This window comes from Vibrio sp. Vb1755, assembly GCF_033338635.1.
GTDB lineage: Bacteria > Pseudomonadota > Gammaproteobacteria > Enterobacterales > Vibrionaceae > Vibrio > Vibrio alginolyticus.
Map to the genome: position 1 here is coordinate 533,680 of NZ_JAWOTA010000001.1, position 13,036 is coordinate 546,715.

Genomic DNA, 13,036 nt, shown 5'->3' on the forward strand with positions numbered 1-13,036 from the left:
GGCTAAATGACAGGTACAGTAAATGTTTCAAAACTTGAGTGCGCAGATGGCTCTGTTATTGGTGTGCTAGAGCTTGATAACCCAGCAGCTCTCAACGCGTTGAGTTACGTGATGATTGAGAAGTTGTACAAACAGCTTAATGAATGGCAAACGGACGACAGCGTCATCGCGGTATTCTTGCATGCTCAAGGTGAAAAAGCGTTTTGTGCTGGTGGTGATATTCAAGCGATCTACCGTGCACTTGAAAACAAAGAGCAAGACTTTGATTCTGCGTTTTCAGCGATGGAAACCTTCTTTGACCTCGAATATCGCTGTGACCATCTTATTCATACTTATCCAAAACCGATCATCGCGTGGGGACATGGTTATTTGATGGGCGGGGGAGTTGGCCTGTTTATGGGTGCCAGCCATCGCGTAGCAGCAACCACCACACGCTTTGCAATGCCAGAGATTAAAATTGGCCTTTACCCAGATGTAGGCGCGACGTACTTCCTGAACCAGTTGCCAAAACATTTGGCACTGTTCTTAAGTTTGACTGCTTGCCAAATTAACGCAACAGATATGAAAGCGTTGGGGTTAAGCCAATGGATTGCACAGCCAGAAAACAAGCAAGTGCTGCTGGATCTGCTTGCATCGGTAAGTTGGAAAGGTGAAGCGAACATCAACGAAAAAATCGCCACTACGCTGCGTTCGGTACACGTGGACGAGCCAACCGAAGGGATGTTGATGCCCTATGCGGAATTGATTGAGCAGTTATGTTCGGGTGACTTAGCGTCAATTGTTGATGCAATCAGCCGTGCTAACGTTGATAGCAAGTGGTTCGTCAATGCGCAGAAGTCACTGAACTATGGCAGTCCGTTGTCGCTCAGTATCACTTATCAGCAGTTAACGCAGTATCAAAACCTCTCTTTGAAAGCGTGTTTTGATATGGAATTTAACCTAACACTACGTTGTGGCTTAGAAGGTGATTTTAGAGAAGGGGTTCGTGCGCTGATTATTGATAAAACCAATCAACCGACTTGGCAACATCGCACGGTTTCTGACGTAACGCCACAAGTTTTGGAGCGCTTCTTCTCGCCAATTGACTCAGCAGAATACCCACTGACCGCATCGTCGGTAGCTATAGCGGCACTTTAGTACAAGGAAGAAATACGATATGGACAAAATTGCATTTATTGGCCTTGGTAACATGGGTGCGCCTATGGCTAAGAATCTACTCAAAGCGGGCTTGAACGTCGAAGTATTTGATTTGAACCCAAACGCAGTTGAGGAGTTGACCGCATTGGGCGCTTCAAGTGCCGATTCCGTTCAGCAGGCAGTACAAGGTGTTGACGTGGTTGTCACTATGCTGCCAGCGAGCCAACACGTTCAAAGCGTTTATCTTGGTCAAGATGGCATCTTAGATAGCGTCGAATCAGGTACCTTGCTGATTGATTCTTCCACCATCGATCCGGCGACTGCTCGTTTGGTTGGCGAAAAAGCATCGCAACTTGGTATCAGTTTTGTTGATGCACCAGTATCTGGTGGCGTTGCGGGCGCAGCAGCAGGTACGTTAACTTTCATTGTTGGCGGCTCACAAGAGAACTTTGTTCAAGCCAGAGCGGTGCTTAGCCACATGGGTAAAAACATCTTCCATGCAGGCGATGCTGGAGCTGGTCAGGTGGCGAAGATCTGCAATAACATGATGTTGGGCATTTTGATGAGCGGCACCTGTGAAGCACTCAATTTAGGGATGGAAAACGGACTCGATCCCAAAGTGCTTTCCGACATCATGTTGCAAAGTTCAGGACGTAACTGGGCGCTAGAGCTTTATAACCCTTGTCCAAGTGTGATGGAAAATACGCCTGCAAGCAATGGTTATCAAGGCGGCTTTATGAGCCAGTTAATGGCTAAAGATCTGGGTCTTGCGATGGAAGCGGCGGTTGCCAGTCAAACATCAACGCCAATGGGCAGCTTGGCTCGTAATCTGTTTAATTTTCACAACGGTCAGGGCAACGGGCAAAAAGATTTTTCAAGCTTGTTTGAGTTCTACCAAAAGCAAAATCAGGCCTAAGGAGCGCTTATGGAGTTAGCAAATAAGGTCATTGCGATCACGGGGGCAGGGCAGGGGCTGGGTAAACAAATGGCACTGTCACTGGCGGAAAATGGCGTTCATCTTGCGCTTATCGACCTCAATTCAGATCAACTGGCTGAAACGAAAGCGGAATGTGAATCTCTCGGCGTTACCGCTCGTTTTTATGTGACGAACGTGACTGACGAACAGCAGGTGTGCACTGCTTTTGAGCAAATTGAGGCAGATTTCAAGCAGCTCAATGGCGTTATCAATAACGCAGGTATTATGCGTGATGGTATGTTCATTAAAGTCAAAGATGGTCAGGTTAACACGATGTCGCTGGAACAATTTCAGTCTGTTCTAGATGTGAATGTAACAGGCACTTTCCTGTGTGGCCGTGAAGCGAGCAAGGTAATGCTGAACACCGATAGCAAAGGGGTTCTGATCAACATATCCAGCGTTGCGCGTGCCGGGAATATTGGTCAAACCAACTATTCAGCATCTAAAGCGGCGGTAGCCACCATGGCAACGGTGTGGGCGAAAGAGTTAGGGCGTTTCGGAATTCGCTCAGTGGCGATTGCTCCGGGTGTCATCAAAACTGCCATGACAGACCAAATAAAACCTGAAGCGATGGAACGTTTAATCGGAATGATTCCGGTTGGACGTTTAGGTTTGGCGGATGAAATTTCATCGACCATAAAATACGTGTTAACCAACGAATTCGTGACCGGAAGAGTGTTCGAAGTCGATGGCGGAATGCGAATGTAACCCCCTCTGCAACATAAAAAAGGGGAGCGAGCTTGATTGTCCGCTTCCTTCCACTTTCTCCTTTCTTTTATTGCTTCTATCTGAAAAATGTATTGGATGCATGGTCGACTGTTATCTCATCGAACGGTATAGAAATTTATTCTATTTCTAATGTGAATGGTTAGTTCTATATTGCTTGTCATGTAAATGTATCAACTCACAACTAAGACGATCTTTTGTCTCACTAACGAGATCATTATTCTTGGTGTGTAAAAAATACTCTCATTGGTTATATTGTGACCGAAAAACTATTTCGGCATCTAAAGATGGTGATTTATTATTCAGCGCAAAATACATGGGAATATGAGGCTGACTGAATAACCTTCAGTTGTCTTAATAATAAATAATCAGAATTCTCAATTACACTGAAGTAACTACCCATTAGGGAAGAGCAATAATGTCACTATTTCATTCGCTTAGGACGATGCCGCTATTATTGGGGTGTCTGTGTTTTTCTGTTCAGGCATCCACAGAAAAGGTGGAACAGGAAGGTAAGTTTTTACAGTCGTTAGAAGGCATCGAAAATCAAATTTACGCATTACCTCAGAGTTCTTTAGCTTTGATTGAAGCGTTAGAAGAAGAGTCTTTACTACAAAACCAACCAACAGCGCTGTTGGTGCGTTACTGGCTTGCCAAGGCCACGGTTTTAGAGCTGCTAGGGCGCTTAGGAGAGAGTCAGAGTGTCGTTCGAAAAGGATTGGAGCTTGTGCGTCCACAGAGCCATGAGTATCTCCTGTTTAAGTTGATTCAGATGCGAACTATGGTTGGAAAGAGCGATATCGATACCGCGCTTTCTGCGTTGGATAGCTTGTTGGAAACATCGCGTGAGAATGGTGATAAGCAACTTGAATCAGAAATCCTGTTGCTAAAAGGACGCTATTACGATGAGCAAGGTGAGTTTAAAAAATCCTATGCTGCACTTATGTCGTCCATGGATGCGGCTGAATCTTCAGGTGTTCACGGGCTGGTCGAACGTGCAGCACTAGAGCTAGGTGACGTACTTGTCAAAATTCAGGGTTACGACCGATCTGAGGCGCTTTTGGAACAAGCATATCGCTATTTTAGGGATAGGCGTATGTCGTTCAATGAGTTGTTGAGCGTTTTGACGATAGCGAAACTTCATAAAGCACAGTTCCAATACGAAGAGGCGATAGCGTCATATCAGCGAGCGTTAAAGCTGGCTCAAATTATCGGTGATGGACGCTTTAGATTTCGAGTTAACCTTGAACTTGCAGCTTTATATCGCGAGACGAAACAAGAAAAGAAGATGGTTAATCACTTGAAGCTGGCGGAGAATTTACAGTACAGAGAAACGTCTAGCGCGTATTTGGCAACATTTAAGTTGTTACAAGCCGAATATATGTTAGAGCAGCAGCAATTTGAAATACTTTTAGCGATGATCGCGCCAATGCTGCCGGAGATTATAGAGAGTCGATACGTCAAGCAACAGCAAATGGAGCTACTAAAAGTCGCCGCTATGGCCTATGCGGGAAGCAATGACTTTAAACTAGCATTCGAAACTTACGGTAACTATCACGATAAATTTATCCAATTTAGCAATCAAAGAGAAGTTGAAAATCTTGAGCGCCAGCAGACGTTATTTGAGTTGGAACGACTTGAATATGAGAACGAAGATCTCAACTGGAACAATGTTTTGCAGCGTATGGAGCTAGAAAATAACCGTCGTACTTTTTACTTATTGGGTGAAGCGCTACTTGCGCTCATCGGTGTTCTATTTTTGATGGCGGTAGTATTTCTCGTCGTCAATCGCTCGCGTTTGAGAATGCGTCGCCTCGCAAAGACAGACACATTGACAGGGTTGTTCAATCGCCGTTTTTTAGAGGACTGGTTCACTAAGCCAGTAGAAGTGAGGCGTGAGCGAAAAGAGAAACCGGTACCTCAATCTAAGCAAGAAAAAATACAACACTTTGTTTTTGAGCAAGTCGAGCAAGTTAAGTACGGTTATCTAGCTTTAAATAAATGGGTAGATAGCAAACTCGATAAACAGAAAATGGTGCCAAATAAACCACAATCGGGGCCAGTAACTTTAGCGTTAATCGATGTGGATTATTTCAAGCAGGTAAATGATACCTATGGGCATGTGTTTGGAGATACCGTACTAACGGGCGTTGCCAAAGTGTTGGAGGAAACTGTACGTGAGAACGACATTGTTGCTCGCTTTGGTGGTGAAGAGTTTGTTGTTGTTATGCCCAATACAGACCATGAAAACGCCCTTATTACTGCCGAACGTTTACGTAGCGCTTTATCCCTACATGGCTTTGTTACGGAACAGAAAGAAGAAGTGAGAGTGACCTGTAGTTTTGGAGTCGTTACCACTGAAGATAATGAGATGAGCTTTAAATCACTTTGCGATCAGGCCGATAAATTGCTTTATCAAGCGAAAGCGAACGGACGCAACTGCGTGAAAGGTCGCTCGCTAGCGTAACAGAAATCAAAAGTTCAGGCTCATCGCACGATGAATCTGAACTTATCCCTCCCATTTACTTTGATAGCCAAGTGACTTTGAGATCCTTGCTTCGAATATAAAACGCTGAATCTAAAATCTTAAAGTCACTTGGCGATATTACTTAAAAATGGCTTAAGGATATCGAATCGCATATTCATGGCGTTCAATATAACCTCTCTTTTTGCCTCCTTCACCTTCAAAGTGCGAATGCCACTTGTGTCTACAAAACTATAACAAACTAGTGTGTCTATTCTTTGTACAAACAAACCATGTACAGGTGAAATGATTAGTGGTCGATATAAATTTTTTGTGGCACAGATTTTTGTTGTTCAAAAATCAACTCGTTCATCATCGTTTTAAAAATGGATTGATATTTAAGTGATTGATTTTAATTGCTTTATTTGTTTGTTCTTAAACTGAAATCTAGTTATCCCGACAAGTTCTTACCGAGCAATTTTTCGTACACCCTCAACTTTTCATCCTTTTTTACTAACATTTTTCTTTAAAAATAATTTGAGTTCGAATTAATTTTCAGGCATTTTATATTTAACTAACCGTTCAATTAAAAATAACAGGGACGCAAAATGCCAAAGGTGGGGATGCCTGAAATCAGAAAACCGCAGCTTGTGAAAGCGACAATGTCAGTGATTGATAGAGTCGGTTTACACGCGGCGAGTATTTCGTTAATCAGCAAAGAAGCCGGTGTATCAACGGGGATTATCAACCACTATTTCGGTGGTAAGCACGGATTGCTGGAGGAAACGATGCGCGAAATCTTGCGTCAGCTTTCGTCCACTATCACACAGAAGTTACGTGAGCTGCCAAGTGATGCTCATCACCAAAGAATTAACGCCATCATTGATGGTAACTTTGTCGGCTATCAGGCAGAAAACCAAGTTGCTAAGACTTGGCTGGCGTTTTGGTCGTACTCAATGCATGACGAGCAGCTCAAGCGTTTGCAGCGTGTCAACGAACGACGTCTATTGTCCCATCTAAGAAAAGAACTCAAAGCATTATTAAATGCAGAGCAGGCTGAATTGGTTGCTCATGGTATTGCATCACTTATTGATGGAATTTGGCTGCGCGGAACGCTCAACCCGCACGGCATTGATGCAGAAAGAGCGAGAATCATCATCAACGATTATCTCGAAAAACAACTTACGTTTTATTCTGAAAAAATATAAAAGTTACAGGTCTTCAAAATGGAAATGAAAGCACACTATATCAATGGTGCGATGTACGACGGGTGTTCAGATGAACACTTCACCACTTACAATCCGGCGAATGGTGAGCCATTGGCCAATATTAAACAAGCGAACCAAGACGATCTTCAAGCAGCGATTGAATCGGCAAAAAAAGGTTTTGCTGCATGGTCGGCGATGACTGCGATTGAGCGCAGCCGTATTTTACACAAAGCCGTTGCCATTTTACGTGAGCGTAATGACGAGTTGGCTGCATTGGAAGTGGCAGATACTGGTAAGCCAATTCAAGAAGCTATCGCGGTTGATGTCACAACAGGTGCCGATGTTCTTGAGTACTATGCGGGACTTGCTCCAAGTCTACAAGGTGAACAGCAGCCACTCAGCGACGATCAGTTTTTCTATACACGTCGTGAGCCATTGGGCATTTGCGCCGGTATTGGTGCTTGGAATTATCCAATTCAAATTGCGATGTGGAAATCGGCGCCAGCACTGGCTGCGGGCAACGCAATGATCTTCAAGCCATCAGAAGAAACACCATTAACGGCGCTTAAGCTCGCCGAAATTTATTCAGAAGCGGGCATGCCAGATGGCGTATTTAATGTCGTGCAAGGGGATTACCGAGTAGGACAGATGCTAACGGCGCATCCTGATATCGCAAAAGTGTCATTCACGGGTGAGTCAGGCACCGGTAAAGTCGTCATGAGTGACAGCGCTAAGACACTAAAACAAGTAACGATGGAGCTTGGTGGTAAGTCTCCGCTGATTATTTTTGATGATGCGAAGTTAAACGATGCCGTTTCTGCGGCCATGGTGGCGAACTTCTACACCCAAGGTGAAGTTTGTACGCACGGTACACGCGTATTTGTCCATGAAGGTATTTATGATGACTTTATCGCACAACTTAAAGCCCGAACCGAGCTGTTAGTCGTCGGCGATCCGCTTGATGAGAACACGCAGATTGGCGCGCTAATCTCTAAAGATCATGAATCGAAAGTTTTAGGAGCGATTGAAGCCGCGAAAGCGAGTGGCGCGACGTTACTGACTGGCGGCTACAAAGTAACAGATAATGGTCTAGCTAATGGTAACTTTGTTGCTCCAACCGTATTTGTCGATTGCGATGATGACATGAGCCACGTTCAACAAGAAATCTTTGGCCCGGTAATGTCAGTCCTGAAATTCCGCGATGAGTCGGAAGTGATTGCGCGTGCAAATGGCACCGATTATGGCTTAGCGGCAGGTGTATTTACTCAAAACCTATCTCGTGCGCACCGTGTGATCCATCAAATTCAAGCGGGTATTTGTTGGGTGAACACATGGGGTGACTCACCTGCGGAAATGCCAGTTGGCGGCTACAAGCAATCAGGTGTTGGCCGTGAAAACGGAGTCGAAACCCTTAAGCACTACACACAAACGAAGAGTGTTCTTGTTCAGCTAAGCGACTTCGAAAGCCCTTACAAATGATACCAATCGTAGTAGATAACTGACCACTTTAGCTTGTTAAAATGCTCGATAACTACGTTGTCAATTTTGATTGTAGGTTAACTACTTATCAAAATTTCCGCCTTGTTCTCAAGCATTTTTCCTACGCTAATTTCGTTCACTTATCTACGGTGATTAGTATTAACTCCTAGGAGAATAAAAATGCAACAACACTACGATTACATCATCGTCGGTGCGGGTTCGGCCGGCTGTGTGTTAGCGGATCGCTTAAGTGAAAGTGGTCAAAATTCGGTCCTTTTACTCGAAGCGGGTGGGTCGGATAAAAGTATTTTTATCCAAATGCCAACAGCGCTTTCTTACCCGATGAACACTGAAAAATACGCGTGGCAGTTTGAGACGGTTGAAGAGCAAGGGTTGGATGGCCGTCAACTTCATTGCCCTCGCGGAAAAGTTCTGGGTGGTAGCTCATCCATCAACGGCATGGTTTACGTTCGCGGACACGCTTGTGACTTTGACCAGTGGGAAGAGGAAGGCGCGAAAGGCTGGAACTATCAGTCGTGTTTGCCTTATTTCCGTAAAGCAGAGTCTTGGATTGGTGGTGCTGATGAATATCGGGGCGATCACGGTCCAGTCGGCACATGTAACGGCAACGATATGAAGCTCAATCCACTGTACCAAGCTTTTATTGATGCAGGCAAAGAAGCGGGCTACCCAGAAACAAAAGATTACAACGGCTATCAGCAAGAGGGCTTTGGCCCAATGCATATGACGGTCGACAAAGGCGTACGCGCTTCGACCTCTAATGCATACTTAAGCCGTGCTAAAAAACGCAAAAACTTCACCCTAATGAAGAGGGTGACGGTTCATCGAGTTTTATTAGAAGAAACTGGTTCAGAAGGAAAGAAAGCGGTAGGCGTTGAATTTGAAAAGTCAGGTTCAATTCAGCAATGTTTTGCGAATAATGAAGTGATTTCGAGTGCGGGTTCGGTTGGCTCCGTTCAGCTGTTGCAGCTTTCAGGCATTGGCCCTAAGGCAGTATTAGAAAAAGCGGGCATTGAGGTGAAACACTCGTTGGAGGGGGTAGGTAAAAACCTGCAAGATCACTTAGAAGTGTACTTCCAATATCACTGTAAGCAACCTATCACGCTCAACAGCAAATTAGGTTTGGTGAGCAAGGGCTTGATTGGCACTGAGTGGATATTAACTCGCAAAGGCCTTGGTGCTACTAACCACTTTGAATCGTGTGCGTTTATCCGCTCTCGAGAAGGGCTAAAGTGGCCAAATATTCAATATCACTTCTTGCCAGCGGCAATGCGTTATGACGGGCAAGCTGCTTTTGATGGTCATGGTTTCCAAGTGCACGTTGGACCTAACAAGCCAGAAAGTCGCGGGTCGGTCGAGGTTGTCTCTGCGAATCCGAATGATAAGCCGAAGATTGAGTTTAACTACATTTCCACTGAACAAGATAAGCAGGATTGGCGTGATTGTATTCGCCTTACTCGCGAGATCCTCAATCAGCCAGCCATGGATGAGTTTCGTGGGGACGAGATCCAACCCGGTCTGAGCATCACGACGGATGAACAGATTGATGAATGGGTGAAGCAAAACGTCGAGAGTGCTTACCATCCATCTTGTACCTGCAAAATGGGCGCAGATAATGACCCATTAGCCGTCTTAAATGAGCGATGCCAAGTACGCGGTATTCAAGGCTTGCGTGTGGTGGACTCTTCTATTTTCCCAACCATTCCGAACGGTAATTTAAATGCGCCAACGATTATGGTGGCAGAACGCGCCGCGGATATGATTTTGGATAACGCCCTAGAAACGTCGAACAACGTACCAGTTTGGATTGCACCGGACTGGCAAGAGATGCAACGAATGCATCCGCCAAAAAGAGATCTCGATTCGATCTCATAAAATGAAAAAGTCAGTAATCATTACAAGGAATTCAACATGTCTAAGATGACAAAAATCTTCTCAACAATTGCACTAAGTACTTTAGCAACAGGCGCTTACGCCAACCAATGTGAAACGGTTCGTTTCGCAGATGTAGGTTGGACTGACATCACAGCGACCACTGCCGTTACATCAGAGTTACTTAAAGGGTTGGGGTACAAAACGAAGACCGATCTTCTGTCTGTGCCTGTAACTTACTCCTCTATGGCTAATGGCGATATCGACATTTTCCTAGGTAACTGGATGCCAACGATGGAAGGTGATATCGCGAAATACCGTGATGCAGGTACTGTTGAAACCGTACGCGCGAACCTCGTTGGCGCAAAGTACACGCTAGCGGTTCCAAAATACGTTTATGACGCTGGCGTAACCAACTTCGCTGACCTAGTAAAACATGCCGACAAATTTAAAGACCGCATTTACGGCATTGAACCAGGAAACGATGGCAACCGCTTAATTCAGTCAATGATTGATAGTAACGCATTCGGCCTAAAAGATTTCAGCCTAGTTGAGTCCAGTGAAGCTGGCATGGTGTCTCAAGTATCACGTGCCGCACGCCGCAATCAATGGATTGTGTACCTAGGTTGGGCGCCGCACCCAATGAATAGTAACGTTGAAATGGAATATCTAGCGGGTGGCGATGACTTCTTCGGTCCTAACTACGGCGGCGCGAACGTCTACACAAACGTACGTAAAAATTACCTCGCTGAGTGTCCAAATGTAGGTCAGCTAGTGAAAAATCTAGAGTTTAACCTAGAAATGGAAAATGAACTGATGGAAGCGATTCTTAACCAGAAACAGAAGCCATCAAAAGCAGCGCAAGCATGGTTGAATGCAAACCAAGAGCAAATTGAAGCGTGGCTAGAGGGCGTGAAAACGGTAGATGGCCAAGATGCGCTAACAGCTATTACAAACTACTTAAAAACAAACGCTTAATAAGCAGTATTTGAGCTCGTTTTTTTAAAAGAAAGTGGGCAGAGTTTTGCCCGCTTCATTAACACAAAGGTTTTATTTTGAATTTTATTACGGACAACAAACTACCGTTGGGCCAATGGATGGAAACTGGCGTCGATTGGTTAACCATCAATGCATCGGGTTTTTTCGATGCAATCTCTATTACACTTGAAACGATCATTCTTTTCGTGGTGGACATTTTTAAATGGATGCCACCTGCAGCGCCAATCATTATGACGGCGGCAATTGCTTGGTTCTTACATCGCAGCATTCCTCTTGTCGTATTTATCGTGTTGGCCTTACTCGCAATTCTCAACCTTGGTTACTGGCAAGAAATGCTGGAAACCTTTGTCCTTGTGTTTGCAGCGACAACGATTTCCGTATTAATTGGCGTGCCGTTGGGCATTATGGCGGCGCACCGTCCTTGGTTATACACCTTGTTGCGGCCAATACTCGATTTGATGCAGACCGTACCGACATTCGTTTACCTAATTCCAACCTTGGTTCTGTTTGGCTTAGGTATTGTCCCTGGTCTAATCTCGACCATCATTTTCGCTATCGCTGCGCCAATTCGATTGACGTACCTCGGCATTATTAAAGTGCCGGAGGAGCTACTTGAAGCGGGTAAAGCATTTGGTGCCAGCCGAATGAAGCTACTGTTTAAGGTGGAGTTACCTGCGGCATTGCCAAGTATTATGGCTGGCGTTACGCAATGTATTATGTTGTCTTTGTCTATGGTTGTCATTGCGGCGCTTGTTGGTGCTGATGGGCTTGGTAAGCCAGTCGTACGTGCACTGAATACGGTAAACATTTCACAAGGTTTTGAAGCGGGTTTAGCGATTGTACTCGTTGCCATCATTCTTGATCGCTTGTGTAAAGCACCAAACCAGAAGGAGGCATAATCATGGACGCTATTACTATTAAAAATCTTGATGTCGTTTTTGGTCAGCAACAAGCACAGGCGCTAGCACTACTAGATCAAGGGAAGTCTCGACAAGAAATCATTGATGAAACTGGCCAAGTGGTTGGGGTTGATAATGTTTCGCTGAACGTGAAACAGGGTGAGATCTGTGTCTTGATGGGGCTTTCGGGCTCGGGTAAATCAAGTTTGCTGCGAACGGTTAACGGATTGAACGATATTTCTCGTGGCTCTCTGAAAATCAAAGATGGCGACGATATGGTTGAGCTCTCTAACTGTGACGAACAGAAGCTGCGCCACCTTCGTACGCACCGCGTGTCCATGGTGTTTCAGAAGTTTGCATTGATGCCATGGTTAACGGTGTTAGACAATGTAGCGTTTGGTCTAGAGATGCAAGGCATTGGTAAAGCTGAGCGCCGTAAAAAAGCGCGTGAACAGCTCGAAATGGTCGGTTTGTCTGAGTGGGAAACGAAATTCCCGCACGAGCTCTCTGGTGGTATGCAGCAGCGTGTTGGCCTAGCGCGAGCGTTCGCGATGGACACAGATATCTTGTTAATGGATGAGCCGTTTTCAGCGCTTGACCCATTGATTCGCGCTCAGCTTCAAGATGAACTGATTCTGCTGCAAGAAAAGCTAAACAAAACCATTCTTTTTGTGAGTCACGACTTAGATGAAGCACTTAAAATCGGTAACAACATCGCCATTATGGAATCAGGAAAGCTGATTCAACATGGCAAGCCAGAACAGATCATTCTTGCTCCAGAAAACGATTATGTGGCGGACTTTGTTGCTCACACTAATCCATTAAATGTGCTGAAGGGACGTTCCTTAATGCGTGACGATTTGGTTCGCGAAGATACGCGTGTTCTGATTTGCCCTGATAAAAATATTTGGGTGATACAAGAGAGCAAGGGGTTAAGTTTAGCGGATAAAGATAAATCGTTGATTCAATGGAAGAGCGACTCTTCGAACCTTGACGAAGTTAATGAAAACTCTCTGGTTCAGGTTAGCCCAGAAATCAGTATGCGAGAAGCGATTGAACTTAAACAGCGTAGCAATCAGCCTCTGCTTATGGTTGAAGATAATAAGCTGGTTGGTGTGTTAAGCGACAATGAGCTTTACGATGCATTGCTTGGTAATTTTAAGTCAGAGCAAGTTGCGTAAAGTTGACGCAGAACCAAGTAAAAAGAGCCGCACATTAGTGCGGCTCTTTTTAGTTTAAACAATGAGTTAAGTCG

Annotated in this window: 10 protein-coding genes; all 10 read left to right on the forward strand. The window is 44.9% G+C overall.

Going from position 1 to position 13,036, the window contains the following annotated elements; all coding sequences use genetic code 11:
* Positions 1-6: 6 nt before the first annotated feature.
* The 10 genes from R7E00_RS02345 to choV all read left to right on the forward strand — a co-directional run bounded on the left by R7E00_RS02345 (position 7) and on the right by choV (position 12,962).
* The gene (locus R7E00_RS02345; RefSeq protein ID WP_258500614.1) at positions 7-1,137 is read left to right on the forward strand and encodes an enoyl-CoA hydratase/isomerase family protein; all 1,131 of its coding nucleotides are present in this window, start codon (positions 7-9) and stop codon (positions 1,135-1,137) included.
* Between the two features lie 19 nt (positions 1,138-1,156).
* Positions 1,157-2,053: a 3-hydroxyisobutyrate dehydrogenase gene (gene mmsB, locus R7E00_RS02350; protein ID WP_017633668.1), complete on the forward strand. Its 897-nt coding sequence runs from the start codon at positions 1,157-1,159 to the stop codon at positions 2,051-2,053.
* A 9-nt stretch (positions 2,054-2,062) separates the two neighbouring features.
* Positions 2,063-2,821 (forward strand): SDR family oxidoreductase, encoded by a 759-nt coding sequence (locus R7E00_RS02355; RefSeq protein WP_005373217.1) that lies wholly within the window; start codon positions 2,063-2,065, stop codon positions 2,819-2,821.
* 463 nt (positions 2,822-3,284) lie between these two features.
* Entirely contained in the window at positions 3,285-5,306 is a 2,022-nt protein-coding gene (locus tag R7E00_RS02360; RefSeq protein WP_392404142.1) for a diguanylate cyclase, read from the forward strand.
* Positions 5,307-5,911: 605 nt separating this feature from the next.
* A complete protein-coding gene (betI, locus tag R7E00_RS02365) occupies positions 5,912-6,511 on the forward strand; it encodes a transcriptional regulator BetI (RefSeq protein WP_031778820.1) in 600 nt (199 codons plus the stop codon).
* An 18-nt stretch (positions 6,512-6,529) separates the two neighbouring features.
* Positions 6,530-7,990 (forward strand): betaine-aldehyde dehydrogenase, encoded by a 1,461-nt coding sequence (gene betB, locus R7E00_RS02370; protein WP_025767886.1) that lies wholly within the window; start codon positions 6,530-6,532, stop codon positions 7,988-7,990.
* Between the two features lie 180 nt (positions 7,991-8,170).
* Positions 8,171-9,886 carry a choline dehydrogenase gene (gene betA / locus R7E00_RS02375; protein WP_262606336.1) on the forward strand — a complete coding sequence of 572 codons (1,716 nt, stop codon included), beginning with the start codon at positions 8,171-8,173 and terminating at the stop codon, positions 9,884-9,886.
* 36 nt (positions 9,887-9,922) lie between these two features.
* Entirely contained in the window at positions 9,923-10,861 is a 939-nt protein-coding gene (locus R7E00_RS02380; protein WP_005382646.1) for a choline ABC transporter substrate-binding protein, read from the forward strand.
* A gap of 77 nt (positions 10,862-10,938) precedes the next feature.
* Positions 10,939-11,781 (forward strand): choline ABC transporter permease subunit, encoded by an 843-nt coding sequence (gene choW, locus R7E00_RS02385; RefSeq protein ID WP_005392552.1) that lies wholly within the window; start codon positions 10,939-10,941, stop codon positions 11,779-11,781.
* 2 nt (positions 11,782-11,783) lie between these two features.
* Positions 11,784-12,962, forward strand: coding sequence for a choline ABC transporter ATP-binding protein (gene choV, locus R7E00_RS02390; RefSeq protein WP_033906454.1), 1,179 nt, complete (start codon positions 11,784-11,786; stop codon positions 12,960-12,962).
* Positions 12,963-13,036: the final 74 nt, after the last annotated feature.

Excerpts from the sequence above, each read along its gene's own strand:
- R7E00_RS02355 (WP_005373217.1), top strand. The coding sequence starts at position 2,063 with ATGGAGTTAGCAAATAAGGTCATTGCGATCACGGGGGCAGGGCAGGGG.
- mmsB (WP_017633668.1), top strand. The coding sequence starts at position 1,157 with ATGGACAAAATTGCATTTATTGGCCTTGGTAACATGGGTGCGCCTATG.
- betB (WP_025767886.1), top strand. The coding sequence starts at position 6,530 with ATGGAAATGAAAGCACACTATATCAATGGTGCGATGTACGACGGGTGT.
- betA (WP_262606336.1), top strand. The coding sequence starts at position 8,171 with ATGCAACAACACTACGATTACATCATCGTCGGTGCGGGTTCGGCCGGC.
- choV (WP_033906454.1), top strand. The coding sequence starts at position 11,784 with ATGGACGCTATTACTATTAAAAATCTTGATGTCGTTTTTGGTCAGCAA.
- R7E00_RS02345 (WP_258500614.1), top strand. The coding sequence starts at position 7 with ATGACAGGTACAGTAAATGTTTCAAAACTTGAGTGCGCAGATGGCTCT.
- R7E00_RS02360 (WP_392404142.1), top strand. The coding sequence starts at position 3,285 with ATGCCGCTATTATTGGGGTGTCTGTGTTTTTCTGTTCAGGCATCCACA.
- betI (WP_031778820.1), top strand. The coding sequence starts at position 5,912 with ATGCCAAAGGTGGGGATGCCTGAAATCAGAAAACCGCAGCTTGTGAAA.
- R7E00_RS02380 (WP_005382646.1), top strand. The coding sequence starts at position 9,923 with ATGTCTAAGATGACAAAAATCTTCTCAACAATTGCACTAAGTACTTTA.